29 protein-coding genes, 2 tRNA genes and 1 riboswitch are annotated in these 26,711 nt (G+C 62.8%); of the genes, 13 read left to right on the top strand and 18 right to left on the bottom strand.

Translation table 11 applies throughout. The features are described 5' to 3' along the window. Positions 1 to 7 precede the first annotated feature (7 nt). The 4 genes from BUC08_RS01040 to mraZ are packed head-to-tail and all read right to left on the bottom strand — an operon-like array spanning position 8 to position 3,611. Positions 8 to 1,798, bottom strand: a complete 1,791-nt coding sequence (locus BUC08_RS01040) for a peptidoglycan D,D-transpeptidase FtsI family protein (RefSeq protein ID WP_037921454.1) — start codon at positions 1,796 to 1,798, stop codon at positions 8 to 10. Next, complete coding sequence (gene ftsL / locus BUC08_RS01035; protein ID WP_028956029.1) at positions 1,795 to 2,142, bottom strand: cell division protein FtsL; 348 nt, start codon at positions 2,140 to 2,142, stop codon at positions 1,795 to 1,797. The genes BUC08_RS01040 and ftsL overlap by 4 nt, the downstream gene beginning before the upstream one ends. Next, on the bottom strand, positions 2,143 to 3,117 hold the full coding sequence (gene rsmH / locus BUC08_RS01030) for a 16S rRNA (cytosine(1402)-N(4))-methyltransferase RsmH (RefSeq protein ID WP_037921457.1): 975 nt from the start codon (positions 3,115 to 3,117) through the stop codon (positions 2,143 to 2,145). Between the two features lie 2 nt (positions 3,118 to 3,119). Further along, positions 3,120 to 3,611, bottom strand: a complete 492-nt coding sequence (gene mraZ, locus BUC08_RS01025) for a division/cell wall cluster transcriptional repressor MraZ (RefSeq protein WP_037921460.1) — start codon at positions 3,609 to 3,611, stop codon at positions 3,120 to 3,122. Positions 3,612 to 4,354: 743 nt separating this feature from the next. On the opposite strand from mraZ, the gene BUC08_RS01020 reads away from it, so the two are divergent. After that, positions 4,355 to 4,702: a hypothetical protein gene (locus BUC08_RS01020; protein WP_037921461.1), complete on the top strand. Its 348-nt coding sequence runs from the start codon at positions 4,355 to 4,357 to the stop codon at positions 4,700 to 4,702. On the opposite strand, the gene BUC08_RS01015 is transcribed toward BUC08_RS01020, so the two are convergent. Next, complete coding sequence (locus tag BUC08_RS01015) at positions 4,657 to 5,733, bottom strand: Mrp/NBP35 family ATP-binding protein (RefSeq protein ID WP_037921462.1); 1,077 nt, start codon at positions 5,731 to 5,733, stop codon at positions 4,657 to 4,659. The two genes, BUC08_RS01020 and BUC08_RS01015, sit on opposite strands and share 46 nt — an antisense overlap. Positions 5,734 to 5,964: 231 nt before the next feature. Here BUC08_RS01015 and BUC08_RS01010 point away from each other — a divergent pair, with 231 nt between their 5' ends. Beyond that, positions 5,965 to 6,192 carry a DUF1127 domain-containing protein gene (locus BUC08_RS01010; protein ID WP_037921464.1) on the top strand — a complete coding sequence of 76 codons (228 nt, stop codon included), beginning with the start codon at positions 5,965 to 5,967 and terminating at the stop codon, positions 6,190 to 6,192. A 907-nt stretch (positions 6,193 to 7,099) separates the two neighbouring features. Here BUC08_RS01010 and BUC08_RS01005 read toward each other — a convergent pair. Together BUC08_RS01005 and BUC08_RS01000 are read right to left on the bottom strand one after the other, a co-directional pair. Then, complete coding sequence (locus BUC08_RS01005) at positions 7,100 to 7,372, bottom strand: hypothetical protein (RefSeq protein ID WP_037921471.1); 273 nt, start codon at positions 7,370 to 7,372, stop codon at positions 7,100 to 7,102. 107 nt (positions 7,373 to 7,479) lie between these two features. Further along, positions 7,480 to 7,677: riboswitch (cobalamin riboswitch) on the bottom strand. A gap of 58 nt (positions 7,678 to 7,735) precedes the next feature. Then, positions 7,736 to 10,147, bottom strand: a complete 2,412-nt coding sequence (locus BUC08_RS01000) for an ATP-dependent helicase (RefSeq protein ID WP_037921474.1) — start codon at positions 10,145 to 10,147, stop codon at positions 7,736 to 7,738. A 299-nt stretch (positions 10,148 to 10,446) separates the two neighbouring features. Here BUC08_RS01000 and BUC08_RS00995 point away from each other — a divergent pair, with 299 nt between their 5' ends. The 5 genes from BUC08_RS00995 to BUC08_RS00975 all read left to right on the top strand — a co-directional run bounded on the left by BUC08_RS00995 (position 10,447) and on the right by BUC08_RS00975 (position 16,614). Continuing rightward, a complete protein-coding gene (locus BUC08_RS00995) occupies positions 10,447 to 13,884 on the top strand; it encodes a pyruvate carboxylase (protein WP_037921477.1) in 3,438 nt (1,145 codons plus the stop codon). 52 nt (positions 13,885 to 13,936) lie between these two features. Next, positions 13,937 to 14,332 carry a VOC family protein gene (locus BUC08_RS00990; protein ID WP_037921478.1) on the top strand — a complete coding sequence of 132 codons (396 nt, stop codon included), beginning with the start codon at positions 13,937 to 13,939 and terminating at the stop codon, positions 14,330 to 14,332. Positions 14,333 to 14,430: 98 nt separating this feature from the next. After that, a tRNA-Gly gene (locus tag BUC08_RS00985) sits at positions 14,431 to 14,505 on the top strand. 219 nt (positions 14,506 to 14,724) lie between these two features. After that, positions 14,725 to 15,684 (top strand): DNA cytosine methyltransferase, encoded by a 960-nt coding sequence (locus BUC08_RS00980; protein WP_037921479.1) that lies wholly within the window; start codon positions 14,725 to 14,727, stop codon positions 15,682 to 15,684. 33 nt (positions 15,685 to 15,717) lie between these two features. Then, positions 15,718 to 16,614 carry a NaeI family type II restriction endonuclease gene (locus BUC08_RS00975; protein WP_037921480.1) on the top strand — a complete coding sequence of 299 codons (897 nt, stop codon included), beginning with the start codon at positions 15,718 to 15,720 and terminating at the stop codon, positions 16,612 to 16,614. Positions 16,615 to 16,884: 270 nt separating this feature from the next. Here the strand turns inward: BUC08_RS00975 and BUC08_RS00970 are convergent, their stop codons facing one another. Beyond that, entirely contained in the window at positions 16,885 to 17,124 is a 240-nt protein-coding gene (locus BUC08_RS00970; RefSeq protein ID WP_028956017.1) for an Lrp/AsnC ligand binding domain-containing protein, read from the bottom strand. Between the two features lie 131 nt (positions 17,125 to 17,255). Here BUC08_RS00970 and hisB point away from each other — a divergent pair, with 131 nt between their 5' ends. After that, on the top strand, positions 17,256 to 17,843 hold the full coding sequence (gene hisB / locus BUC08_RS00965; RefSeq protein ID WP_037921485.1) for an imidazoleglycerol-phosphate dehydratase HisB: 588 nt from the start codon (positions 17,256 to 17,258) through the stop codon (positions 17,841 to 17,843). A 1-nt stretch (position 17,844) separates the two neighbouring features. Next, a complete protein-coding gene (gene hisH / locus BUC08_RS00960; RefSeq protein WP_037921497.1) occupies positions 17,845 to 18,483 on the top strand; it encodes an imidazole glycerol phosphate synthase subunit HisH in 639 nt (212 codons plus the stop codon). Positions 18,484 to 18,486: 3 nt separating this feature from the next. On the opposite strand, the gene BUC08_RS00955 is transcribed toward hisH, so the two are convergent. From BUC08_RS00955 to BUC08_RS00935, 5 genes are all read right to left on the bottom strand, one after another. Then, a complete protein-coding gene (locus BUC08_RS00955; RefSeq protein WP_051693886.1) occupies positions 18,487 to 18,909 on the bottom strand; it encodes a DUF2147 domain-containing protein in 423 nt (140 codons plus the stop codon). Positions 18,910 to 19,154: 245 nt separating this feature from the next. After that, positions 19,155 to 19,595, bottom strand: a complete 441-nt coding sequence (locus BUC08_RS00950) for a DMT family transporter (RefSeq protein ID WP_037921498.1) — start codon at positions 19,593 to 19,595, stop codon at positions 19,155 to 19,157. After that, on the bottom strand, positions 19,592 to 20,119 hold the full coding sequence (locus BUC08_RS00945; RefSeq protein WP_037921500.1) for a GNAT family N-acetyltransferase: 528 nt from the start codon (positions 20,117 to 20,119) through the stop codon (positions 19,592 to 19,594). The genes BUC08_RS00950 and BUC08_RS00945 overlap by 4 nt, the downstream gene beginning before the upstream one ends. Positions 20,120 to 20,230: 111 nt before the next feature. Further along, positions 20,231 to 20,845, bottom strand: coding sequence for a helix-turn-helix domain-containing protein (locus BUC08_RS00940; RefSeq protein WP_081855299.1), 615 nt, complete (start codon positions 20,843 to 20,845; stop codon positions 20,231 to 20,233). Positions 20,846 to 20,963: 118 nt separating this feature from the next. Continuing rightward, a complete protein-coding gene (locus tag BUC08_RS00935; protein ID WP_037921501.1) occupies positions 20,964 to 21,347 on the bottom strand; it encodes a DUF2147 domain-containing protein in 384 nt (127 codons plus the stop codon). A gap of 126 nt (positions 21,348 to 21,473) precedes the next feature. Between BUC08_RS00935 and hisA the strand changes: the two genes are divergently transcribed. Then, on the top strand, positions 21,474 to 22,196 hold the full coding sequence (gene hisA / locus BUC08_RS00930; protein ID WP_037921503.1) for a 1-(5-phosphoribosyl)-5-[(5-phosphoribosylamino)methylideneamino]imidazole-4-carboxamide isomerase: 723 nt from the start codon (positions 21,474 to 21,476) through the stop codon (positions 22,194 to 22,196). Here the strand turns inward: hisA and BUC08_RS00925 are convergent. Next, the gene (locus BUC08_RS00925; protein WP_037921506.1) at positions 22,193 to 22,939 is read right to left on the bottom strand and encodes a hypothetical protein; all 747 of its coding nucleotides are present in this window, start codon (positions 22,937 to 22,939) and stop codon (positions 22,193 to 22,195) included. The genes hisA and BUC08_RS00925 overlap by 4 nt on opposite strands. A gap of 94 nt (positions 22,940 to 23,033) precedes the next feature. On the opposite strand from BUC08_RS00925, the gene hisF reads away from it, so the two are divergent. Further along, a complete protein-coding gene (hisF, locus tag BUC08_RS00920) occupies positions 23,034 to 23,795 on the top strand; it encodes an imidazole glycerol phosphate synthase subunit HisF (RefSeq protein WP_037921509.1) in 762 nt (253 codons plus the stop codon). Next, complete coding sequence (locus tag BUC08_RS00915; RefSeq protein WP_037921511.1) at positions 23,792 to 24,097, top strand: phosphoribosyl-ATP diphosphatase; 306 nt, start codon at positions 23,792 to 23,794, stop codon at positions 24,095 to 24,097. The genes hisF and BUC08_RS00915 overlap by 4 nt, the downstream gene beginning before the upstream one ends. A 4-nt stretch (positions 24,098 to 24,101) precedes the next feature. Here BUC08_RS00915 and BUC08_RS00910 read toward each other — a convergent pair whose 3' ends face one another. From BUC08_RS00910 to rlmB, 3 genes are all read right to left on the bottom strand, one after another. Next, positions 24,102 to 24,569 (bottom strand): CoA-binding protein, encoded by a 468-nt coding sequence (locus tag BUC08_RS00910; RefSeq protein WP_037921513.1) that lies wholly within the window; start codon positions 24,567 to 24,569, stop codon positions 24,102 to 24,104. 249 nt (positions 24,570 to 24,818) lie between these two features. After that, complete coding sequence (locus BUC08_RS00905; protein WP_037921517.1) at positions 24,819 to 25,109, bottom strand: hypothetical protein; 291 nt, start codon at positions 25,107 to 25,109, stop codon at positions 24,819 to 24,821. A 14-nt stretch (positions 25,110 to 25,123) separates the two neighbouring features. Further along, the gene (rlmB, locus tag BUC08_RS00900; RefSeq protein ID WP_037921519.1) at positions 25,124 to 25,909 is read right to left on the bottom strand and encodes a 23S rRNA (guanosine(2251)-2'-O)-methyltransferase RlmB; all 786 of its coding nucleotides are present in this window, start codon (positions 25,907 to 25,909) and stop codon (positions 25,124 to 25,126) included. Between the two features lie 140 nt (positions 25,910 to 26,049). Between rlmB and BUC08_RS24535 the strand changes: the two genes are divergently transcribed. Beyond that, a tRNA-Tyr gene (locus BUC08_RS24535) sits at positions 26,050 to 26,133 on the top strand. Positions 26,134 to 26,193: 60 nt separating this feature from the next. On the opposite strand, the gene BUC08_RS00895 is transcribed toward BUC08_RS24535, so the two are convergent. Then, on the bottom strand, positions 26,194 to 26,604 hold the full coding sequence (locus tag BUC08_RS00895; protein ID WP_174861678.1) for a DUF3307 domain-containing protein: 411 nt from the start codon (positions 26,602 to 26,604) through the stop codon (positions 26,194 to 26,196). Between the last annotated feature and the right edge of the window lie 107 nt (positions 26,605 to 26,711).

Genomic DNA, 26,711 nt, shown 5'->3' with positions numbered 1-26,711 from the left:
TTTCGGCTTAGTTGCTGCTGGTCAGCGTTATATCAGCCAGTGTGGTCGGTTCAACGGTTGGTCTCAAACCCAGCAACGGCGCCAGACGGCGGATCATCTCGGCGGCGACGGGCACGGTGGTCCAACCGGCGGTGCGACGCGGCTTGTCGCCCGAAGTTTCCACCGGCTCGTCCAGCGAGACGATCAGCACGTATTTCGGGTCATTCGTCGGAAACATGCTGGCAAAGGTCGAGATGTTGCGGTCCTTGTAATAGCCACCCTGAGGGTTGGGCTTGTCCGCCGATCCGGTCTTGCCACCCACCGCATAGCCGGGCACTTCGCCAAAGCTGGCAGTGCCGTCGGTCACCACCTTGCGCAACATCATGCGGGCATCAGCGGCGGCCTTGGCGCTCATCACCCGTTCGCCCTGAAGGTTGCGCACGTCCTGCTTGAGGATCGTCGGCTTGACGATATAGCCACCGTTGGCAATCGCCGAATAGGCAGCGGCCAACTGCATGGGCGAGGTCGACAGACCGTGGCCATAGGAAACGGTCACCGCGCTCAGATCGGTCCATTGCTTGGGCAGCAACGGCTTGCCCTGGGCCGCTTCGACAATTTCGAAGGGGGTCGCTTCGAAGAAACCCAGTTTCTTCAGGAATTCCTGCTGACGCGCCGCACCGATCTGCAAGGCCAACCGGCCCGACCCACGGTTTGAGGAATGCATGATGACATCGGTGACGCTGATCACGCCATAGTTCTTGCGGTTGAATTCACCGATGGGATAGCCACCCACCCGCATCGGCGGCGTGGTGTCGATCATCGTGTCGGCGGTGACCAGCCCCAGATCGATGGCCTGCGCGGCTGCGAAAATCTTGAACACCGAACCCAGTTCGTACACGCCCTGCACCGACCGGTTGTACAGCGGGCTGTCGGACGGATCACCCGCGATTGCGGGGCGCGGGCGGTTGTTGGGGTCAAAGGTCGGCAGGGACACGACCGAGATCACCTCGCCGGTGTGCACGTCCATCAGAACCGATGTGGCGCCCTTGGCGTTCATCAGCTTCATGCCGCCCCACAGCACGCGCTCGGCGGCGGCCTGAACCGTCAGGTCCAGCGACAGGGTCAGCGGTTTGCCCGCATTGTCGGGATCGCGCAGATAGTTGTCGAAATATTTCTCGACCCCGGCCACGCCGATCACCTCGGCGGCGCTGACGCCTTCCTTGCCAAAGGACGCGCCGCCCAGAACATGGGCCGCCAGCGTGCCGTTGGGATAAAGCCGCATATCACGCGGACCGAACATCAGGCCCGGATCGCCGATCTCGTGCACGGCCTGCATCTGCTCGGGGCTCATGGTTTTCTTGATCCACAGGAACTTGCGCTTGCCGGTAAAGTCGCGGACCAGCCGGTCGTGATCCAGATCCGGGAAGATCTGCACCAGTTTTTCAGCGGCGGCGACCGGGTCGATCATGTGCGTCGGCTGCGCATAAAGCGCGTGGGTCTCGAAGTTGGTCGCCAAGAGCGCGCCGTTGCGGTCGACAATGTCGGCACGGGCGGCGGAAATGGACGCCCCCGGCGCATAGGTGCGCGGCTCCATCGGCTCGGAAATCGACAACAGCCCCATGCGCGCGCCCACCACGACAAAGGCGCAGACAAAGAACATGCCCAGAATCAACAGGCGGCTTTCGGCCCGCGCCCGCATCCGGTCGCGCATTTCCTCGTGGCGGATGCGTTTGTTCTCGCGTTCGATCGCGTCGGGGTTTTCGCCGTTCGCACGGGCAGGCAGGATACGCGCCAGCGGGCGCAGGGGGACGCGGATCATTCGCTTGCCTCCATGTTCGAGACATCCACGGGGTTGGTGATGGGCAGGAATTCGGGCGCAGGCGGATAGGCGACCTGATCAATCATGCCGAATTGCTCGGGCGCCAGCGGCAACAGGCCGAGGCTGTCAAAGTTCACATCCGCCAGATCGCGCAGGCGGTCGGGACGGTTCAGATAGGCCCATTCGGCCCGCAACACGGCCAGCCGCGCATGGGACTGCTGGATCTGGTGGCGCAGCCTGTCCGTCTGGGACAGGGCCTTTTGCGTCGCGTAATTCTCGCGGTAGGCCCAGAACGCCAACCCGATCACGGTCATCACTGTCAGAATATAAAGAACCGATCTCATTTATTCGAACACTCCAGCCGTATGCGGCATACCTATGGATTTTGCGTCAATCTGACCTGCGGGAACCTCGGTGCGCGTCGCCACCCGCAGCTTGGCCGACCGCGCGCGCGGGTTGGCGTCCACCTCGTCGGCGTCCGCGGCAATGGCCTTGCGGGTCTTCTGGGTAAATTGCGCGGCTTGCGCCTCGGCCTCGGGGGCATAGCGGTTGGCGTTGGCCTGACTGCCGGTGCGTGCGGTCAAAAAGCGTTTGACCATGCGGTCCTCGACCGAATGAAACGTGACCACAGCCAGTTGCCCGCCGGGTTTCAACGCCCGCTCGGCCGCCATAAGCCCCTGATAAAGCTCGCCATATTCGTCATTCACCGCGATGCGCAGCGCCTGAAAGCTGCGGGTGGCGGGGTGCGACTGGTTCGGCTTGGACCGTGGCAGGCAGGATTCGACGATCTTCGCCAGACGCAGGGTCGTGGTGATCGGCGCGATGCCACGCTCGCGCACAATCGCCTTGGCGATGCGACGGCTGGCGCGCTCCTCGCCGTAGTGAAACAGGATATTGGCCAGCACCGCCTCGTCCGCGTTGTTGACCAGATCGGCCGCCGACGGCCCGTCCTGGCTCATCCGCATGTCCAGCGGCCCGTCGCGCATGAAGGAAAAGCCGCGCTCGGCCAGGTCCAGCTGCATCGAGCTGACGCCCAGATCCAGTACAACACCGTCCAGATCCTGTACATATTCGTCCAGTTTCGAAAACACGCCCTGCTGCATGACGATCCGGTCGCCATAGTCGCCCGCCCAGCCCGCCGCCATCTCGAAGGCCAGCGGGTCACGGTCCACGGCAATCACGCGATCAGCGCCCGCCTCAAGCAGCGCACGGGTATAGCCGCCCGCGCCAAAGGTTCCGTCCAGCCATGTCCCCGTAATGGGCGCGCAGTGGCGCAGGATGGCGTTGATCAGAACCGGAATATGTGGCCCCCCAGCCATGATCAGTCCAGCTCCCCGTCCAGGTAGACGGACGGGTCAAGGTCCGGGTCATAGCCGTCGCCCTCAAGGTCGTCATGGACCGCGTCAAAGGTCTCCGGGTTCCAGATTTCAAAGGTATCACCCGAGGCGGCAAAGCGGGCCATGTCGGTCAGGCCGATCTTTTCGCGCAGCTTTGCCGACAGGACGATGCGGCCCGTCTCATCCACCACGGTTTCGATGGCTTGCGTCGAATACAGACGCTCCATCGCCTTGCGCTTGGCCGAACCGCGCGGGTGTTTCGAGATCTTCTCGTCAACCTCATCCATGGCCTCGATGGTGAACCCTTCGAGGTAATCGCGGGTCTTGCCGCCATAAACGATGATGATGCGGGGCGGCAGGCCTTCTTTCCAGTCAGGATCGGACCCTTCGATCACACGGCGAAACGAGGCCGGGATTGACACCCTGCCCTTTGCGTCCACCTTGTGGTCGCTTTCGCCTCTGAACCTGCGTGCCATCTGGCCTGGTCCGTCCCAATATTGCGCCCGTTATGGTTCGGGCTTTGTGTGTCTCGCGCCCCCGCGAATGCCGCCCCCAGTGCTTGAAATAAAAACGGCGGGTTGATCTGCTGCCACTGATCAACCCGCCGCCTTGTCCCGCTGGGCGGGATGTCCAGCTGCGCGCGCCACCTGGGGGGATGTCTGCTCGCTCGCGCGCCGGATCTTTGGTCTGATGAAAGCGAGGTGCCTGTATGAAACCTGCTAGAGTCTTGTTTGTCTGCGTGGGGTCGTTTGGTGCCCCGTGTCTCGTTCTCATCCGATGAACAAGTGATCGCATGGGAATTCATGGGCGGCAATAGTTTTTTATGGGACCCAGCCACAAATTGTTGTCCGAGCGTCACGTTATACACAACATATTGTGGATAAAAATCGGCGGATTTTGGCTTAATTTGTTCGAGATAACGGGTCGAACACAACATCTTGTGCGAGTGTGAGCCTAAAATCAGCCGCCCATAATTTCCCAAAAAACTTATCCACAGGGAGCAAAGATATCCCATGTTTCCCTTATGTTCTCAAGTGATTTTCAGAGATCCGCCCGGAATCGGTCCCAAATCCCGGAATCACGGCCCCGTGATTCGGATTTCAGAGGTCATTTCCCAATCCCGTCCCATGATTTCCCACACCTCCCGCGCCAGCCCGCGCCGATCCCATGAAATCCCGCGTCTTGCACATGAACTGCGGATCAGGTGAACGTCGCACCCATGACATCCCTGCGCGCCGCCCTTGCCATCTGGACTGACGCCCTGCGCGCGCTGGCGACGCAGGCGCTGTTCGTGGCGGGCGTGCTGTTGCCGCTGTTTCTGGTGGCGGGTCTGGTGCCTGCGCTGATTTACACCGTCGAAGTGCCACTGCCCCCGCCTCAAAAATATTGGGCCGGGGTCGTGGTCGGGGCCGTGATGGCCTCGGCGGTTTATGCGCTGATTGCTGCGCTGTGCTGGGCGCGGCGTGTCTATATATACAGACACACCGCCCATCAGCCTGAACACATCAGACTGAGGCGCCCTCAGGCCATACCGCCGTCGATCAGCCCCTTGGCAATTTTGGCATAGGCCTGCGCCATCGGCCCGTCGCCTGCCGCCACCGGCGTGCCGTTGTCGCCCGCCAGCCGCGTTTCCAGATCAATCGGCAAGGCCCCCAGCAAAGGAACCCCCATCTTCTGCGCCTCGGCCGCCACGCCGCCGGTGCCAAAGATCTCGTGCTGCGCGCCGCAATCGGGGCAGATGAACATCGACATGTTCTCGATCAGGCCCAGCACCGGCGTTTTCAGCGTCTTGAACATATCCAGCGCCTTGCGCGCATCAATCAGCGCCACATCCTGCGGTGTGCTGACCACGATGGCCCCCGTCAGTTCGGATTTGGTACACAGCGTCAGCTGCACATCGCCCGTACCCGGCGGCAGGTCGACCAGCAGCACGTCCAGCTCGCCCCACTGCACCTGCCCCAGCATCTGTTGCAGCGCGCCCATCAGCATCGGCCCCCGCCAGACCACGGCCTTGCCCTCTTCCATCATGAAACCGATGGACATCAGCGTGACGCCATGGGCGTGCAGCGGGATGATCGTCTTGCCGTCAGGCGACGCGGGGCGTTTGTTCACGCCCATCATGCGCGGCTGTGACGGGCCATAGATGTCCGCGTCCAACAGGCCGACCTTGCGGCCCTGTCTGGCCAGCGCCACCGCCAGGTTTGACGAAACGGTCGATTTGCCCACCCCGCCCTTGCCGGACCCGATGGCCAGGATGCGCTGAACCCCCGAGGGCTTGGTCGGGCCATCCTGCGGCTTGGGGTGGCCGCCGATTTTCAGGCTGGGCGGCGGGGTCGACGGTTTCGCGGCAGGGCCATGCGCCGTCAGCGCCACCTGAACGCTGTCCACGCCCGGTATGGCCGCCACGGCCGCCTGCGCCGCCTCGCGCACCGCGCCCATGGCCTGCGCCGCCTCTGGCGTCGGGGCCTCGATGACAAATCGCACGGCGGCGCCGTCGATCTGAATGGCACGAATCAAATCGCGGCTGATCAGGTCGCCGCCATCGGGCAAGGCGACTCGTTTCAGCGCGGCGGTGATCAGATCGTTTGTAAGTGTCATGTAATACCTCTTTCCACAGCCATTGTTGTGGCAGTTGCCGCCGCAGGTGCAACCCCTAACGGCGGTTTGCACAAGGCTTGGGCGCTTTGCAAAAATAGGTCAGTGACCCCTATGCATTTGCTGCATGGCAGCAATGTTGATACGTCTATTGTGCAGACGCAGCATTTCACTAAATTGAGGTCAACACGAACACAAACGAACACGAAACACACATCCGAGGCACCGACGAACATGGCCTATCTGAACCAGACAACAACATACACCAGCCTGACAGAGCGTCTTTTGGCGACCACAGCCCGCATCCTGGATGCCGCGGCAGCACGCCAGGCAAAACGCGCCGTCTACCGCAAAACATTCAACGAGCTGGCTGGCTTGGGTGATCGCGATCTCGCTGATCTCGGCCTGCACCGCTCGCAAATCCGCCGCATCGCTGCCGAAGCAGCCTACGGCGACAAGTAATAGAGTTCGGGCATTTCCACCTCCTCCCGGAAATGTCCGTCACGACGCGGCGGTATCTCTCCTCCTCCCTGATGCCGCCGCACCTTTTCCCCGATCAAACGGGGATACGACATCGCTGCCGGTCTCTCCTCCTCCCTGACCTGCGCAGTGACTAACGCGACGGCACCGCTCCTCCCTCAGGTGTCGTCGCACAAGATACCCCGGTCAAACGGGGGTACGGATCGCCACTTGGGTCTCTCCTCCTCCCTGACCCGGTGGTGAACTAGGCGGCGGCCCTTCCTCCCAAGTGCCGCCGCACCTTCTACCCCGGTCAAACGGGGATACGGATCGCCACTTGGCCTCTCCTCCTCCCTGGCCCGGTGGTGAAAATACGCGGCGGTCTCTCCTCCCAGATCCCGTCGCACCCTAAAATTGTCGGGCCTCTCCTCCTCCCTGGTTCCGACAATTGCAAAGGCGGCGGTCCCATCCTCCCGGGGCCGCCGTTTTTTTATGTTTTGCGGGGGTTTTCGGAATGTGGCGCCTGCGCGGGGCGCGATTGGCCGCTGTTCGGGACGCAGCTGTCACCCACCAAAGCCCGGATTCAAGGTGCGCAGCACCGCCGGGCAGCGCCCGACCGCCCCATGGGCGGGCGCTTCCTCACCGTCTTGCAGTTCATCACCCACACGCCAAAGATTAGAAATAAAGTGGCATCTACCGGCGTCGTGATGCCCACCCGCGGTCGGGCTCTGCCCTCAGTTGCAAGGTCACTCTGGACTCGAACCGGACATTCAGTGCAGATCGCACGAAGGGCTGCTTTCAGCCCCAAGGAGAGCAGACCTGTCGATCGGTTTGCCCAACCAAAACGCTTGTCGAAAAGCACTGCTGGCTCACGCTGACAACAGGTGAGGGTTACGCAGTGGCAAACCGCCTAGTGCACCACCCGTCGCCCTGCGGCACCGCCACGGCGCTGTGGGGTCGGCATATAGCGTGTCGCCGCTTTCAAATGGTCGCGAAAGGCGCTGACCGCAGGTCCTGGATTCTCATCCTCCCAATGCGACAGCACATCCTGGGCCGCCTGCCGGGGCCGCACATCCTGCGGCAGGGTGAACACCCATTCCAGAAACCCCGCCCGCGCCGCCGCATCGCCATCGACACCGGCATCATCCAGATCGGCAAGCCCTGCCACGATCTTTGAAAACATCTTTGCCCTTTCCCGTCACCGCCCGTGACGCATTCCATTGGTCGGACGGTTCGGAAAGGGCAGCGCGGAAAACAGACCTGCGCACAGCCGCTTTCATCGCCACCCGCGATTCACGTAACACCAAGGCTGGTTTCCGGGCTTGGGGCGGGCGGCCTTGCGGCCCACGAGCGACGCCTTCCCGGGGTCTGTGTCCCCAGTGGCCTTGCCAATCGCATCCCACCCTCACCGTTGCGGGGGCAGCGCCGGAGTCGCACCGGCTTCCCAATTCTCCGCCCGTGGGCGGCACCTTGGACCTTCAGCCTAAAAGCGATGCCGATTCACGGCAAGCGCAAAGGCGGCAACGGGCGGCTGTTTGCGACCTGTCTAGAACGGGATGTCGTCGGTGCCGGTGATGAACTTGGACACGACCTTTTTCAGCCCCGCCTTTTCAAAGTCGATCTCCAGCTTGTCGCCCTCGATCCCCACAACCGCGCCATAGCCGAACTTCTGGTGGAACACCCGTTCGCCCACGGTAAAGCTGCTGACCGCGCTGGCGTCGATGGTGCTGTTGCGGCTTTCGCGGGGCTGGCTGACCGGGCGCGTCTGGCTGCGCGCCTGCAAGCGCCGCCATCCGGGCGAATTGTAGACATTGGCATCAGCCGCCGCATCGTGCAGGCGGGATTTGACCTCGGCCATGCCGGCCGCGCCATAGTTGCCCCCGTGCAGCCCCGGCGGGGTCAGCACGTCAACATGGTCGGCGGGCAATTCGTCGATGAACCGCGACGGCAGCGCCGATTGCCACTGGCCGAAGACGAACCGGTTGGACACGAAAGAGATCGTACAGACCTCTTCGGCGCGGGTGATCCCCACGTAGGCAAGGCGGCGCTCTTCCTCCAGCCCCTTGACCCCGCTTTCATCCATCGAGCGTTGCGAGGGGAACAGGCCGTCCTCCCAGCCCGGCAGGAACACCATGGGAAATTCCAGCCCCTTGGCCGCGTGCAGGGTCATGATGCTGACCTTGGCGCCCTCGCCTTCCTGCTCGTTGTCCATGATCAGGCTGACGTGTTCCAGAAACCCTTGCAGGTTCTCGAAATTGTGCAACTGGTTGATCAGCTCCTTGAGGTTCTCCAGCCGCCCCGGCGCCTCGGGTGTCTTGTCGTTCTGCCAGTGGGCGGTATAGCCGCTGTCATCCAGAATCACCTCGGCCAGTTCGATATGGGTATAATCCGGCGTCGTGTCGGTTTCGGTGTCCACCACGCTGTCGTCGTCGTCCAGAATGCGGGTGCCATTGGCCCGCAGCATCGCGGACCAGCGGTCGATCCCCTCGACCAGCTTGCGCAACTCGGCACCGCCCTTGCCCTTGATCAACCCTTGTTCAACCGCAATCCGCGCGCCTTCCACAAGGTTCACGCCATTGGCGCGCGCCGTGATCTGGATCGTCTGCTGCGCCTTGTCGCCAAGGCCACGCTTGGGCGTGTTGACGATACGTTCAAACGCCAGATCATTGTCCGGCGACACCACGATGCGGAAATAGGCCATCGCGTCGCGGATCTCCAACCGCTCGTAAAAGCGCGGGCCGCCGATCACGCGGTAGGGCAGACCGATGGTCAGGAACCGGTCCTCGAAGGCGCGCATCTGGTGCGAGGCGCGGACGAGAATCGCCATTTCGTCCAGGTTCATCGGACGCAGGCCACGGGTGCCGCGCTGTGCCGCCTCGATTTCCTCGCCGATCCAGCGGGCCTCTTCCTCGCCGTCCCAATGGCCGATCAGGCGCACCATCTCGCCTTCGGTTGCCTCGGTCCACAGCGTCTTGCCCAGACGGTCGGTGTTGCCCGCAATCACGCCCGAAGCCGCCGCCAGAATATGCGGGGTCGAGCGGTAGTTTTGTTCCAGCCGCACCACATGCGCGCCGGGAAAATCCTTTTCAAACCGCAGGATGTTGCCCACCTCGGCCCCGCGCCAGCCATAGATCGACTGGTCGTCGTCGCCCACGCAACAGATGTTCTTGTGCCCGCTCGCCAGCAGCCGCAGCCACAGGTACTGGGCCACGTTGGTGTCCTGATATTCGTCCACAAGGATGTATTTGAACCAACGCTGGTACTGTTCCAGCACGTCAGGGTGTTTCTGGAAGATCGTGACCATGTGCAGCAACAGGTCACCGAAATCTGTGGCGTTCAGGTCGATCAGGCGGCGCTGGTACTGGGCATACAGCTCCACGCCCTTGTGATTGTACGCACCCGCATCCGCCGAGGGGATTTTATCCGGCGTCAGGGCGCGGTTCTTCCACGCATCAATGACACCGGCCAGTTGCCGCGCGGGCCAGCGTTTGTCGTCAATGCCCGCCGCACTGACCAACTGTTTCAACAGGCGCAACTGATCGTCACTGTCCAGAATGGTAAAGTTCGACTTCAACCCCACCAGCTCCGCGTGCCGCCGCAGCAACTTGACGCAGATGGCGTGGAACGTGCCCAGCCAGGGCATGCCTTCGATCTGCTGGCCCAGCATCTGGCCCACGCGGTTTTTCATCTCGCGCGCGGCCTTGTTGGTAAAGGTCACCGCCAGCACCTCGTTCGGGCGGGCGCGCCCCGTCATCAGCAGGTGCACGATTCGCGCGGTCAGGGCGCGTGTCTTGCCGGTGCCCGCCCCCGCAAGCATCAGCACAGGGCCGTCCATCTGTTCAACCGCAGCACGTTGCGCCGGGTTCAAACCGTCCAGATAGGGCTGCGGGCGCGCGGCCATGGCGCGGGCGGACAGCGAGGCGCCCTCAAAGGCGTCCATTTCATCGAAATTGCTCATGCGACCTTCTTAATTCGGAACGCGCGTTAAGAAAAGCCATGTTCCCAAAATGTTCCGATCACAAATTGCGTTTGATCCGTTTGGCGCAAAGCGGGCCTGACATGGCGCTTTTTGCAGCGCGGCGGGCTGGAATTTCCAGAAAAGGGTGCAAGTGGCTGTTCCGTAACAGTCCGAAGAGGTAGAAAATCAAGGGATGGGACAGTGCCGGACAGACGAACATCATGTTGCTGTACCCTGCGATAAATTCGTCCTAGACCTACGCCACCGCAAATCGACCGTTCCAACAAAGGATCCCCGTTTTGACCGAATTCTCGAAAATCCTCATTGCCAACCGTGGTGAAATCGCCATCCGCATCATGCGGGCCGCCAACGAAATGGGCAAAAAGACGGTGGCCGTCTTTGCCGAGGAGGACAAGCTGGGCCTGCACCGGTTCAAGGCGGACGAAGCCTATCGCATCGGCGAGGGCATGGGGCCGGTGGCGGCCTATCTGAGCATTGAAGAAATCATTCGCGTGGCCCGCATGTCGGGCGCCGACGCGATCCACCCCGGTTATGGCCTGCTGTCGGAAAACCCCGATTTCGTCGATGCCTGCGACGCGGCGGGCATTACCTTCATCGGCCCCCGTGCCGAAACCATGCGCGCCCTTGGCGACAAGGCCAGCGCGCGGCGGGTCGCCATCGAGGCCGGTGTGCCGGTGATCCCTGCCACCGAAGTGCTGGGCACCGACATGGACGCGATCCGCGCCGAGGCGGCCGAGGTCGGCTATCCGCTGATGCTCAAGGCGTCGTGGGGCGGCGGCGGTCGGGGCATGCGCCCGATCAACGGCCCGGACGAGCTGGAGGACAAGGTGCTGGAAGGTCGCCGCGAGGCAGAGGCGGCCTTTGGCAACGGCGAGGGGTATCTGGAAAAGATGATCCTGCGCGCCCGCCACGTTGAGGTGCAGATCCTGGGCGACAAGCACGGCGGCATGTACCATCTGTACGAGCGCGACTGTTCCGTGCAGCGGCGCAACCAGAAGGTGGTGGAACGCGCCCCTGCCCCCTACCTGACCGCAGAGCAGCGCGAGGAGATTTGCGCGCTTGGCTATAAAATCTGCAAACACGTGAATTACGAATGCGCCGGCACCGTCGAATTCCTGATGGATATGGACGACGGCAAATTCTACTTCATCGAAGTGAACCCGCGCGTGCAGGTCGAACACACTGTCACCGAGGAAGTCACCGGCATCGACATCGTCCGCGCCCAGATCCTGATCGCCGAGGGCAAGACAATCGCCGTGGCCACCGGCAAGGACAGCCAGTCGGACGTGACCCTGAACGGCCACGCCCTGCAAACACGGATCACCACCGAGGACCCGCAGAACAACTTTATCCCCGACTATGGCCGCATCACCGCCTATCGCTCGGCCACGGGTCTGGGCATCCGTCTGGACGGCGGCACGGCGTACGCGGGCGGCGTCATCACCCGCTATTACGACAGCCTGCTGACCAAGGTCACGGCCAAGGCACCCACGCCCGAGATGGCCATCGCCCGCATGGACCGCGCCCTGCGCGAATTCCGCATTCGTGGTGTCAGCACCAACATCGCCTTTGTCGAGAACCTGCTGAAGCACCCGACCTTCCTCGATTACAGCTACACCACCAAGTTCATCGACACGACGCCCGAACTGTTCCAGTTCTCGCGCCGCCGCGACCGGGGCACCAAGGTTCTGACCTATATCGCGGACATCACCGTGAACGGCCACCCCGAGACCAAGGACCGCCCCCTGCCCGCCAACGTCCGCGCGCCCAAGCCGCCGGTGCCCGCGCACGAGCCGACCATGGGCACCCGCAACCTGCTGGAGCAAAAAGGCGCGCAGGCCGTTGCCGACTGGATGAAGGCGCAAAAGCAACTGCTGCTGACCGACACCACCATGCGCGATGGGCACCAGTCGTTGCTGGCCACGCGGATGCGGTCCATCGACATGATCCGCGCGGCCCCGGCCTATGCCGGCAACCTGCCGCAACTGTTCAGCGTGGAATGCTGGGGCGGTGCGACATTTGACGTGGCCTATCGCTTCTTGCAGGAATGCCCGTGGCAGCGCCTGCGCGACCTGCGCGCGGCCATGCCCAACCTGATGACGCAAATGCTGCTGCGTGCCAGCAACGGCGTGGGCTACACCAACTATCCCGACAACGTGGTGCAGTTCTTTGTGAAACAGGCCGCCGAGAGCGGTGTCGACGTGTTCCGCGTGTTCGACAGCCTGAACTGGGTCGAGAACATGCGCGTGGCGATGGATGCGGTCGTGGACAGCGGCAAAATCTGCGAAGGCACGATCTGTTACACCGGCGACATGCTGAACCCCGACCGCGCCAAATACGACCTGAAGTATTACGTGCAGATGGGCCACGACCTGAAGGCCGCAGGCGCGCATATTCTGGGTCTGAAAGACATGGCAGGCCTGCTGAAACCGGCAGCGGCCAAGGCGCTGATCGGGGCGTTGAAACAAGAGGTCGGCCTGCCGATCCACTTCCACACCCACGACACCTCCGGTGCGGCTGCGGCCACGGTGATGGCGGCGGCGGATGCGGGTGTGGATGCGGTCGATGCGGCGATGGACGCCTTCTCGGGCGGCACCTCGCAGCCCTGCCTTGGCTCGATCGTCGAGGCACTGCGCAACACGCCGCGCGACACCGGGCTGGACATGGCCGCCGTGCGCGAGATGTCGGACTATTGGGAAGGCGTGCGCGCGCAATACGCGGCGTTTGAGTCCGGCCTGATGGCCCCCGCCTCCGAGGTCTACCTGCACGAGATGCCCGGCGGGCAGTTCACCAACCTCAAGGCGCAGGCGCGCTCGCTGGGGCTGGAAGACCGCTGGCACGAGGTGGCGCAGACCTATGCCGACGTGAACCAGATGTTTGGTGACATCGTAAAGGTCACGCCGTCGTCCAAGGTCGTGGGCGACATGGCCCTGATGATGGTCAGCCAGGGCCTGACCCGCGCGCAGGTCGAGGACCCCAAGACCGACGTGGCCTTTCCCGACAGCGTCGTGGACATGATGCGCGGCAACCTGGGCCAGCCTCCGGGCGGCTTCCCCGCAGGCATCCAGAAAAAGGTGCTGAAGGGCGAAAAGCCGTCAACCGACCGCCCCGGCAAGCACCTGAAACCCGTGGACATCGAAGAGACCCGCGCGCAGGTCATCAAGGAGCTGGAAGGCAAGAAGATCGACGACGAGGATCTGGCAGGCTACCTGATGTACCCCAAGGTGTTCATGGACTACATGGGCCGTCACCGCAGCTATGGCCCGGTGCGCACCCTGCCGACGCACACGTTCTTTTACGGGATGTCCCCCAGCGAAGAAATCAGTGTGGAAATCGACCCCGGCAAGACGATGGAAATCCGTCTGCAAGCGGTGGGTGACACCGGCGAAGACGGCGAGGTCAAGGTGTTCTTTGAACTGAACGGCCAGCCGCGCGTGATCCGCGTGCCGAACCGTCTGGTCAAATCCACCACCCAGCAGCGCCCCAAGGCGGAACTGGGCAACGCCAACCACATCGGCGCGCCGATGCCGGGCGTGGTGGCAACGGTGGCCACATCCGTGGGGGCGCAGGTGAAAGAAGGCGACCTGCTGCTGACCATCGAAGCGATGAAGATGGAAACCGGCATCCACGCCGAACGCGACGCCACGGTCAAGGCGGTGAACGTCCAGCCGGGCAGCCAGATCGACGCCAAGGACCTGCTGATCGAGCTGGAGTAAGCCGCCCCCCTCTGTCCGGCCCCGCCGGGCAGAGCCACCAAAGGAATCAGCCGTGCAACACCTCGCCCTAATCGCGCTGCTGGTTCCCGACTATGATGAGGGCATCGCCTTTTACGTCGACCGGATGGGATTCGACCTGCTGGAAGACACCGATTTGGGCGGCGGCAAACGTTGGGTGCGCGTGGCCCCTGCGGGGGCGCAAACCGCGTTCCTGCTGGCCCGTGCGGTGGGTGATCGCCAGACAGACGCCATCGGCAACCAGGGCGGCGGACGTGTCTGGCTGTTTCTGCAAACCGACGATTTCGCCGCCGATCATGCGCGCCTGCTGGCCGCCGGTGTCACGTTCGAGGAATCACCGCGCCACGAGCCTTATGGCACCGTCGCCGTCATGCAGGACAAATTCGGCAACCGCTGGGACCTGATCCAGTTCGCAAATCCCACGGCCTGACCCCGCCCCCTGCGACAAGATGAACTTTTTTTGACGAACCTCAATTTTCCACTTGCAGCCGGATGCCCGCGTTTGTAGATCAGCCCTACCAAAAGGAAGCGGGCGTAGCTCAGGGGTAGAGCATAACCTTGCCAAGGTTAGGGTCGGGCGTTCGAATCGCCTCGCCCGCTCCAATTTGGTCCTGCCCACCCACGCAGGAAACAGACAAGGCCGCCTTCGGGCGGCCTTGCTGCGTTTTGGGGGGCGGTTTTATCCTTTGACCCCGCCCCATTGCCCTTGCCGGAATCGCGCCCCGCCGGTAAGAACGAATAAAGAACACATATCACGCGGTGCGCGGGCTCTTGATCCTTGGGGTCCGACCCCGTTTTATGTGTGCAAAAAGGGCGGTCGACATGCTGACATCTGTAGAACTTTGCGCCGGTGCCGGCGGTCAGGCCCTGGGGCTGGAGCGGGCGGGCTTTGCCCATACGGCGCTGGTCGAGATCGACAAACATTGCTGCAACACCTTGCGCCACAACCGCCCCGAATGGAACGTTCTGGAAGAGGACATGCGTATCTTCAAGGAACGCGCGTCCGAGTATCGTGGCATGGACCTGCTGGCCGGTGGCCTGCCCTGCCCGCCGTTTTCGGTGGCCGGCAAACAGCTTGGCGAACAGGACGAACGCAACCTGTTCAACGATGCCCTCGACATCGTGGCCGACGCCCGCCCCCGTGCGGTGATGATCGAAAACGTGCGCGGGTTTCTGGATGCGGTGTTTCACGACTACCGCGAAAAGCTGAAAACGCAGCTTGATAAACTGGGGTACAAGACCGACTGGCGGCTGTTGAATGCATCCGACTACGGCGTGCCGCAGCTTCGGCCCCGCGTGGTGATTGTCGCGATGCAAAAGGAACGCGCCGATTTCTTCGACTGGCCCGATCCGCAGCCGCACAACCCGCCCACCGTGGGCGAAACCCTGCGCGACCTGATGGCAGCGGGCGGCTGGCGCGGTGCCGATGACTGGGCCGCCAAGGCGGACGAGATCGCCCCCACCATCGTCGGCGGATCGAAAAAACACGGCGGCCCCGACCTTGGCCCCACCCGCGCGCGCGCCGCATGGGCCACGCTGGGCGTCGAAGGGCGCACCATCGCGCCCGAAGCGCCCGATGCCCTGCATCAGGGCATGCCCCGCCTGACCGTGCCCATGGTGGCGCGCATTCAGGGCTTTCCCGACGACTGGCACTTTACCGGCGCGAAAACCAACGCTTACCGTCAGGTCGGCAACGCCTTTCCGCCCCCCGTGGCACAGGCCGTATCGACCCAGATCGCCAAGGCGCTGCGCAAACGCGTGCTGCGGGCTGTGGCGGGCTGACGGTGCAAACCGCCACCTTCCGGCCCTAGACCTGTGAAACAGTCGCTTCCCGACAGCATCGTCACCCCAGACCACCGCGATCACGCGCTGCTGTCCACCATCGCCGCCGACATCACCGCGCGTGCCGGAGGCCCTGAGGCGCTGGCCACGCAATTCGCCGCCATGCTGCGCCGCTGTGTCGATGATGTGATCATGACGCCCAAGACGGGGCGGCGGTCGTACGAGGAACTGGAAAAGACCGAGAAAACCTATATCGGCACGCGGGTCGAGATCGAGCTGCGCGCCATGCTGCGTCTGCCACGGGGCAAGCTGGACACGGTTGTGCAGGGCCATGACGTGGACATCAAGAACACCATGCACAGCAACTGGATGATCCCGACCGAAGCGGTCGATCACCCTTGCATTCTGGTCGCCGCCGACGAGGTGCGCGCGCGATGCTATCTGGGACTGATCGTGGCGCGGCCCGACTACCTGACCGCCGGTCAGAACAAGGACGCCAAGAAAAGCGTGTCAGCCCAAGGCTTTGCCAACATCCTGTGGCTGCTGCGCCACCATCCCTATCCGGCAAACTTCTGGCGCACCGTGCCGCCCGAGATCATCCCGCAGATTTTCGCAGGCGCCTCGGGCAATCAGCGCATGGCGGCGCTGTTCCGGCATATTCAGGGCACACCCATCACCCGCGACGTGGTCGAGGCGGTGGCTCAGCAACAGGATTTCATGCGCCGCATCCGCTCGGACAAGGGGCGCGGCACCCGCGACCTGCTGGCGCGCGAGGGCATCGCGCTGTTGTCCGGCCACTATGACGCGCCACTGATCGCGGCCCTCGGCCTGCCCCACTGCACGGGCAGCGAGTTCGTATCCTACCGCCCCGTCACGCAGGAGCAGGCCGATCTGGCGGCGGTTCATGGGGTGGTGCTGGACTGGGCCTGACTGGGGAACATCGGTCGGAACCGGGGTGCGCGACATGATTGCCTTATCCGGAGCAACGCAAAGCCGCGCATCGTCGGGCCGTGGTGCGGCGAACCTACCTCGCAGCATTCCACTTTATGGCAGCCAAACACATCCCACCGAGCTGTCTCGCACAACAGAACCCAAATCGCCGTGCCGTGGGGCGGCCCGGCGATGCGCGGCGGCCTGCGGCCTTGTTCCGCGCCTGGAGAAATGCGGAACGGGTTGAACTCAGTACACCGCCGACCCTCGTTAAAAAGCCTTGAACGTCATCGTCGTCAGCGACCGTTCAATGCCCTCGATGTCCAGCAGATGATCGTTGATATATTTGCCCACGTCCTCGCCTTCCGGGATATAGGCCTTCATCATCAGCTCGTAATGACCGCTGGTCGAATACAGCTCGGAATGGATTTCGCGCAGCGCGATCTCCTTGGCCACCTTATAGGTCGTTCCCGGCTTGCACTGGATCTGGATGAAAACACATGTGGACATGGGGCCTCCGGGGCGGTTGATGTGGGTGTAGTGCTGACACAAATACACCGCCCTGCGCAATCCCTGCCGCGCGCTCTTGGCCTGCGCAGATCCTGCGCCTATAAGGGCCGCACAGTCATGTGAGGCCCCCAATGCGCAGTGCGACCATCACCCGTCAGACGGCGGAAACCGACATTTCGGTCACCATCAACCTGGATGGCACCGGTTCCTATGACAACCAGACCGGCATCGGGTTCTTTGACCACATGCTGGACCAGTTGGCCCGCCACTCGCTGATCGACATGACGATCCGCGCCAAGGGTGACCTGCACATCGACGACCACCACACGGTCGAGGACACCGGCATCGCGCTGGGTCAGGCGCTGGCACAGGCGCTGGGTGACAAGCGTGGCATCGTCCGCTACGGCAGTTGCCTGCTGCCGATGGACGACGCGCTGGTGCGCACCGCGCTGGACCTGTCGGCACGGCCCTACCTGATCTGGAACGTCACGCTGCCGACGGCCAAGATCGGCAGCTTCGACACCGAACTGGTGCGCGAATTCTTCACCGCATTCGCCACCCACGGCGGCATCACCCTGCACGTCGACATGCTGCACGGGTTCAACAGCCACCACATCGCCGAGGCCGCGTTCAAATCCGTCGCCCGCGCCCTGCGTCAGGCGGTGGAAACCGACCCGCGCAAGGCCGACGCGATCCCTTCGACCAAGGGCGCGTTGTAACGTGCTGACGGCGATCATCGATTACGAAAGCGGCAACCTGCATTCGGCGCACAAGGCATTCGAGCGCGTGGCAAACGAAACCGATGCGGGCACTGTCTGTGTCACATCGGACGCCGATGTGGTGGCCAAAGCGGACCGCATCGTGCTGCCCGGCGACGGTGCCTTTCCGGCGTGCTGGGAAGAGTTGAGCGGTCGTTCCGGCCTGCTGGCCGCCTTGCAAGAGGCGGTCGAGGTCAAGGCGCGCCCATTCCTTGGCATCTGCGTCGGAATGCAGTTGATGGCCACGCTGGGCCGCGAATACCGCGACACGCCGGGGCTGGACTGGATCGGCGGTCAGGTCGTGGCGATCACCCCCGACGATCCGGCGCTGAAGGTGCCGCATATGGGCTGGAACGATCTGGTGCTGGACGCCCCCCACCCGGTTTTCGACGGCATCGACACCGGCGATCACGCCTATTTCGTGCACTCCTACCACTTTCAGGTCGCGGACCCCGCGCAGCGTCTGGCGCATGTGGACTACGGCGGCGATGTCACGGCCGTGATCGGCACCGGCACCATGCTGGGGATGCAATTCCACCCCGAGAAAAGCCAGCGCACCGGCCTGCAGATGATTGCCAATTTCTTAAGCTGGAAGCCCTGAGGCTCAGTCCACCCGGTGCCACGTCTGGCTTTGACAGACGGGGCCAAGGCAGCCTTTGACCGTCATTTTCGCACCCGACACTTTCAGCGTGCCGTCATATTCGCGATTGTGCGCCGGCACAAAGGCGCGGCCGGCATAGACATCACCCTGCGGCACCATATCCCAGAACAGCCGCTTGCCCACATTGGGATGCGCGATCGGATTGCCCTGCGCGTCAAAGGCACGGGTGATCGTCCCGCACAGGGCCTGCCCACAGGGCTTGGCCACGACATGCGCGGTCTGGCCCTTCTTGTCCGGCTCGGTCAGCCACGTCCCGACCGGCGATCCGGCCTGTACCGCGCCCGCCCACAGCGCCAGCGCACCGCCGAACAGGGCCGGTCCAAGACGCGGCATTTTACCGGCAGAAACATTGGACATCGCAACCATGCAAGACACCTCCTTGAGCGGGAAAAGACCCTGATCTGACACGCCCGAATCGCGGCGTGACCTCAAAGGTTAAGATTTCATTTAGCCCTGTTTCGCATCGGTTCAAGACAGTCTTGTGACCGCACCCCACGGCGCGACCAAAGTTCGCCGCCAATACAGGCAAAATGCTGAAAAACGGGCCTTCTCGCAGAGTGCAGCGAAAGCCCGGTTTCGCGGCTTGAGTTGCCCGTTGGCGCGCGTTGCACCTATGACTGGCGTGAAACGATGAGGACCACGCCGCAGATCAGCAGTCCGGCGCCGAGCACCTCGGTCAGGATGCCCTGAATGCTGATACTCTCGGACCGAAACAGATCCCACGCCAGCCCGAACACCAACTGGCTCGCGACCAGCACGGCGATGGTCGGTGCAGCGCCAAGGCTCTTGTATCCGGTGATACTGGCAAAGACAAAAAAGGTGCCGAGCAGCCCTGGGATCAAGAACCACGGCCGGAACACGGCTGCAATCTCTCCGAACCCGCCCTTCCATAAGAGCAGCGCTGACAGCACCATCAACCCTACGGCAGAGTTCATAAGCAAGGCCACCAGCACCGAAGAGGCCGCGCCGGTGATTTTCGCCATCACAAGATTCTGTACTACCAGCGCCGCACCGGCCGCCACGAGAAGCGCAGGCGTGATACCAGACGTCATTTCGCCTCCGGGCTGTCGCGATCCGTGCGCGCGTCGACTGTGAGCTGCATGAAAGCCAGGTCCAGCCAGCGACCGAACTTGGTTCCCACTTCCCGTAACCGACCTGCATGTTCGAACCCCAGTTTTTCATGCAGGCGGATCGAACCGGTGTTTCCGGCCTCGATTCCGGCCACCATCACATGTTTGCCAATGTCGCGGGCCCGTTCGATCAAAGCGACCATCAGAACTTTTCCGATCCCGCCGCCGCGCTGGTCAGCCCGAACATAAACTGAATGCTCAACGGTGTGCCGATACCCGTCCCAGGCGCGCCAGTCACCGAAAGAGGCATAGCCCAGCACGTCACCTTTATCCGACACTGCCACGAGAACCGGATAACCAGCCTTTTCACGATCAGCGCGCCACGCGCGACGGTTCTCTACGTCGATCGTGGTTTCATTCCAGATGGCCGTCGTGTGTTCAACCGCATCGTTGTAAATCGCAGTGATCCCAACAAGGTCACGGTCCTCAGCATCGCGAATCTGCATGTTCAGCCCCAGCTTGACACTATGATTGCACAATTGTCCACTATAGTGGACCACCTGTCAATCTGGGAACTATAGTAGACTGACCGCCAACGTGGGGACCCAAGCGCAACCTCAGCCGGTGCGCAAGACCGCTACGGCATAGGTACAGGGTCCGGTGCCCTCGTTTCTGAACACGCAGTCCTCAGGCGGCCCAAGGTGCAGGCAGTCGCCCGCGCAAAGCGCGTGACGGACATTGCCTTCGTCAAAGGTAAGGTCGCCTTCCAGAACCCAAATCAACTGCTGGATGAATGCATAGGCTGACGCAGGCATGGCGACTTCCTTGCCGGCGGGGAGGGTAACCTGGACAAGATCCAGTGGCATATCGGACTTTGGCGACACTTGCCGCCGAACATAGCCTGTCTCGGGATCGGTCCAAATCGATTGCTCTGCCTTACGCAACAGATTTCCCCCCGCCGCTTCGGTCCGGGCAAGCAGGACGGACATGCTAAGCCCGAAGGCCCCTGAGAGCTTCCCAAGAAAACTGGCCGTTGGGGAACTGTCGCCGCGCTCGACCTTGTGGACCATAGCGCGCGAAACTTTCGCCCGGTCGGCCAGATCACTGAGCGACCAACCCCGGTTTTCGCGCTCAGCACGAATGCGGGCGCCCAGTCTTACATTGATATTATCCACGTCCATCGTGCTATCATAGTAGACTGCACAGATCGACGACAAGGTCTTGCTTCGCATTCGCGAGCGACAGTTGCGTCCCGCTCACCGGACCTTCGCACACACTGTGTCGAAGGTCCGGTTCGGACATGTATGACCCTTGGGGCCAAACTGTTAAGCCTTACAAATGTGATCAGCCCTAGTTCACCCGGCTCCACGTCTGTTTCTTGCAGATCGGCCCGACACAGCCCGACACTTTCAACGTGTTGCCGGACAGCGCCATTTTCGAGCGGTATTCCTTGCCTGTCGAGGGCTGCCAGATGGTGCCGCCACTGTATTTGCCACCTCCGTCGGCCTTCATGTCCCAGACCAGCTGGCGGCCGATGTTCGGCGATTTATACTCACCTGTATTGTTGAACGTATTGGTGATCGTCCCGCACAGCGACGCGCCACAGGCTGCGAATTTGACGTAGGCATAGGCGCCATCGTCCACTTCGGTCTTCCACGTGCCCAGAACCGGATCGGCCAGCGCCGCCCCTGCCATGGCCACGCCCATTGCAGCTGCAATAATAAAGCGTTTCATCGGTTATCCTCCTGTTGTCCTTTTACCCTGATACACCGCGCCCCCGTCTGGCAAGGTTGTCGTAAGGTCGCGTTGCAAATCCGGCGGCCCCGTGCCAAAGCGTTGCGAAAATCGAAAGGTGCCGCCATGATCCTCTATCCCGCGATTGATCTCAAGGACGGCCAGGCCGTGCGCCTGGTGCACGGTGACATGGACCAGTCCACGGTGTTCAACGACGATCCGGCGGCACAAGCGCGTGCCTTTGTCGATGCGGGCTGCACATGGCTGCATCTGGTTGATCTGAACGGTGCCTTTGCAGGCCAACCGGTCAACGCCGCCCCTGTCGAGGCGATCCTCAAGGCCTGCCCCGTGCCCGCCCAACTGGGCGGTGGTATCCGTGACATGGCGACCATCGAACGCTGGCTGGACAAGGGGTTGGCCCGTGTCATCCTGGGCACCGTGGCCGTCGAGAACCCGGATCTGGTGCGCGAAGCCGCCCGCGCCTTCCCTGGCAAGGTGGCGGTGGGCATCGACGCGCGCAACGGGCGCGTGGCGACCAAGGGCTGGGCCGAGGAAACCGACGTGATGGTCACCGACCTTGCCAAGTCCTTCGAGGACGCAGGCGTCGCCGCGATCATCTACACTGACATCATGCGCGACGGCGCCATGGGCGGGCCCAACGTGGACGCCACCGCCGATCTGGCCCGTGCCGTGTCGATCCCGGTGATTGCCTCGGGCGGCGTGTCGTCGTTGCAGGACTTGCAGGCGCTCAAGGCCACCGGCGTGATCTCGGGCGCGATCTCGGGCCGCGCGCTGTACGATGGCGCGATTGATCTGGCACAGGCGCTGGCGGCGCTGAAAGACGGCTAATCGCCCTCGGGCTTGCTGCCGTCGATCTGCTCCTGCAACGCCGCGCGCGTGGCCTTGGCCTGCGCGATCCGGTCGGCCAGTTCCTTGCGCATCTGTTCGCGCGCGTCCCTCCGCAATTTCCAGCTCAGCGTGTTGCCCGCCCGCACCGGCACCGAGGTCACGTCATCCTGCAACTGCATCTCCTGACGCAATCCCTCTTCCGTACAGCGGGCCACCCGCCGGACACCGATATGAAACATGTCGGGCAGTGACAGCAGCACCACCGCATTGCCCAAAATCTTCGGGTGCGTCAGCAGGAAATGCATATACCGCAGCTCGATCACGATGCGCAGCCGAAACTCGGGCTTGAGCGGCGCGATAAGCGCGTCGATGTCAAAATTGACCATGGCCCGACCGAACCCCGCCACCAGCGCATCATCCAGCGCCCTGGCATCGGCAAATCCGGCCTGCGTCATCAACACACGGCCCGCCTGCGCCGACGCTGCCGCAACATCGGCGGCGGATGGCAGGATATTCGGGCCCATATCGTAGACCAGCAAATGCGCAGGCGCGGTCAGCCCCTTGGGGTACACATCCGGCCTGCGGCTTTGCGTGGCGCAATCCCAGTGCAGTCTGCTGCTTTGCCTGATCCGGTTCCATTGCCGCACCATCCCCGGATCGCTGCCATAGCCTTGCGGCAACTCCGTGACATCCCGTTTGTGCGTGGCGGTGAATGTTGCCGCGCCGATTTGTACCTTTGTCATAATACAACCCTCAAAAGCCCCGATCCTACACGGGTCGCGCGCAAATCCAAAACGCCGGCTTGCCCCAGCGCCTGCGCCCGCCTATAGCAACCCCATGCTGAAAACCCGCATCATCCCCTGCCTTGATGTCGCCGATGGCCGTGTGGTCAAGGGCGTGAACTTTGTCGATCTGGTGGACGCAGGCGACCCCGTCGATGCCGCGCGCGCCTATGATGCCGCGGGCGCGGACGAGCTGTGCTTTCTCGACATCCACGCCACCCACGAAAACCGTGGCACCATGTTCGACGTGGTCCGCCGCACCGCCGAGGCGTGTTATATTCCCCTGACCGTGGGCGGTGGCGTGCGCACTTCGAACGACGTGCGCGACCTGCTGCTGGCCGGCGCGGACAAGGTCAGCTTCAACTCCGCCGCCGTGGCCGACCCCGACGTGCTGGCCCGCGCCGCCGACCGCTTTGGCAGCCAATGCATCGTCTGCGCCATCGACGCCAAAACCGTGGAACCGGGCCGTTGGGAAATCTTCACCCACGGCGGGCGCAAGCCCACGGGCATCGACGCGGTGGAATTCGCGATTCTCGCCGCCGAAAAGGGCGCAGGTGAAATCCTGCTGACCTCGATGGACCGCGACGGCACCAAACAGGGCTTCAACCTGCCCTTGACCCGCGCGATTGCCGATGCGGTGCCGGTGCCGGTGATCGCCTCGGGCGGTGTCGGCACGCTGGACCACCTGGTCGACGGCGTGCGCGAGGGCCATGCCTCGGCGGTGCTGGCGGCATCCATCTTCCACTTCGGCACCTACACCATCGCCGAGGCCAAGGCGCATATGGCCGCCGCGGGCCTGAACATGAGGCTGACATGACCCTGAACGACCTCTACGACACCATCCTTGCCCGCAAATCCGCCGATCCCGACAGCAGCTGGACCGCGCAGTTGCTGGCCAAGGGGCCGGAAAAATGCGCCGAGAAGTTCGGCGAAGAGGCGATCGAGGCAATCATCGAAGCCGTGCGCGACGACAAACCCGCCCTGACCTCCGAGGCTGCCGACGTGCTCTATCACCTGCTGGTGATGCTGGCCGCGCGCGACGTGCCGCTAAACGACGTGCTGGCCGAACTGGCCCGCCGCCAATCGCAATCCGGCATCGCGGAAAAAGCCGCGCGCTAACCTCTCACAGCTTCGAGCTGATGATGCCGGTGGCAAACCCGCCCATGCGCAATTCGCCGAACAACCGCTGATATTCGATCTTGGGACAGCGGTTCTGGATCACCGTGATCCCCCGCGCCTCGGCCTTGGCCGCCGCCGGGCCATGTTCCACACCGATCTGCATCCAGATGGTGCGCAGCTCCGGCAGAACCTCCAGCGCCTCGTCCACGATGGCGGGCACCGCATCGGGCTTGCGGAAAATATCGACCATGTCCACCGGGGCGTCGATCTCTGCCAAACCCGCCACGATCTTCTGACCGAACAGCATCTGCCCTGCGGCACCGGGGTTCACCCCGATCACGCGGTAGCCGCGCAGCGACAGATAGCGCGCCACGTAATAGCTGGGCCGCACGGGATTGGTCGACACCCCCACCACCGCGATCACCTTGGTGCGTTTCAGCACATCCTTGAGCAGTTCATCCGAATATTGCATGGCTATCCCCTGTGTTGCCGCTTTCCTACACCGCCACGCGACATAAAAAAAGCGCCCCGAAAACCAAAGGTCCGGGGCGCAAGGTGTGGAACGAGGGACAGTGCTTGGGACATCAGGAGTTCCAGACCTGCTGTCTATGACCCAACACATAATAACTTATCGTGGGTTATGAAGACCGTCTCTCATTTGTGTGAACGAAACGTAAAAACCGTGAGCCGGAATTCGCTCAATCGCGGGTTCCGGCGTGGCTTAATCCAGAATATCTTCGACAATATCAAAGACGTCCTCGACCAGATTCTTTAAGCGAAAGCTTTTCTTGCGTTTGATCTTGCGCGGCTTTGCGGGCTTTGCCGCCTTTGGCTGAGGCATCCGCGCGGCCTGTACCCGCTCTTTCTCACGCTCGGGAACCGGCAGCATCTTGAGATTGTGCAACGGCGCGCCGCATTGCGCGCAGGTCAGTTCGTGCCGCGCGCGGTCCAGAACCAGCGCGGCCCGCGTCCCGCAATAACAACAGGTCGCGATCTTGGTCGGGTAGCCCATGGAATGCCTTTGCTTCAGCTGCGTGCCTTGCTGGCATATAAGGCCAATGCAGCGGCATTCGAGACGTTGAGCGAGCCAAACCCGCCGCTTGCGTCAATTCGTACCAGCGCATCGCAGGTTTCCTTGGTCTTTTCGCGCAGGCCCGGCCCTTCGGCCCCCAGCACCAGCGCCACAGGGTCGGACGTGCGCCCGGCCACGGCCGCCTCGATGGTCTGCTCGGCCTCGCCGTCCAGCCCCAGCACCAGATAGCCCATGCCTTGCAGTTCGGTGATCGCATCCGCCAGGTTGCGCACCCGCAGATAGGGCTGGCGTTCCAACGCCCCACTGGCGGTTTTCGCCAGCGCCCCGGTTTCGGGCGCGGAATGGTGGCGTGTGCCGATGACGGCGGATGCGCCCAGCACTTCCGCCGACCGCAAAATCGCGCCCACGTTGTGCGGGTCAGTCACACGGTCCAGCAGAATCACGCGCGGCACTTCGGCACCAATGGCCACATCGGCCAGCCTGCCCCACTCCAGCGGCTTGACCTCCAACGCGGCCCCCTGGTGCACCGATCCGGGGTCCAGCGGCGCCTTGAAGCTGCGCGGATCAACGATTTCCGGCTCGATACCCGCCTCTGCAATCGCCTCGGCCAGCTTGTTGTGGGCGTTCAACGTCACGATAAGGCGCAGTTTTTCCCGTTTCGGGTTCAGCAGCGCATCGCGCACCGCGTGCAGGCCGAACAGCCAGACCGTCGTGGCGGCCTCGACCTTCTTGGCCTGTTCCTTGGCCACCACCCATTTGGGCTTTTTCGTATTCGCCATTGGCTAACCTCGAGTTTTCATGGGGCAAATGTCATGTCTTTGCCCGAACCTGCCGCCAAGTCGAAATTCTGCCTTGACGCCCTTTGGGACCGCTTGTAATCACGCCCCCACGCCCAGCGCAATGCGGATGGGCCGAAAGTGGGCGACAGGCCGCAAGGTGTGGCAGGGGACTGTAACTCCCTCGCGGAGACGCACGCCTGGTTCGATTCCAGGGTCGCCCACCACTTTCCCTTTTTATCCGAATGTGATGTCCATCCATGATGGCCGCCCCGACCGGTGACCCCTCAGCCCCACATGACCCAGCCCCAGGCCATCGCGAGATAGGTCATCTGGTGCAGCGCCTGATCGGCCCCCATCGCACGCCAGAACCCCGCGTCGGCGGGGGTGTGGCAGGTGCGGTCGGACCAGCGGCCCTTGGCCCAGTCGATGTGATAATGCGCCACCCATTCCGCCAGAATAAGAGGCAGAACCAGCGCAACAGACGATCCGACGATCAGCAGAACCAGGGCAGACCCCAGCGCATGAACGCCCGCGTGCTGGGCGCGGCCCATGTGCACATAACGGCCGCGATCCGACAGCATCCTGGGAGTCTGCAAATAGAAATCCGCAAACATATGCTTGATCTGAAACAGAAAAAGCAGAACCAGCAAGGATGTTATCGTGGCGGTCAAAGGGCCGTCTTCTCCTGTAATCATCCGCAGCCTAATGCGTTGATCCCCTCTCGTCTATCATTGTGGCATCGAAATGACCGGCCTGCGCTGCCATGTGGCAGATACCCATTGCCCGACGCGCGCGCCCCTTG

The organism is Pseudosulfitobacter pseudonitzschiae, from assembly GCF_900129395.1.
GTDB lineage: Bacteria > Pseudomonadota > Alphaproteobacteria > Rhodobacterales > Rhodobacteraceae > Pseudosulfitobacter > Pseudosulfitobacter pseudonitzschiae.
The sequence above is the reverse complement of the archived record's forward strand: the minus strand, read 5'-3'. Positions and strand labels throughout refer to the sequence as shown.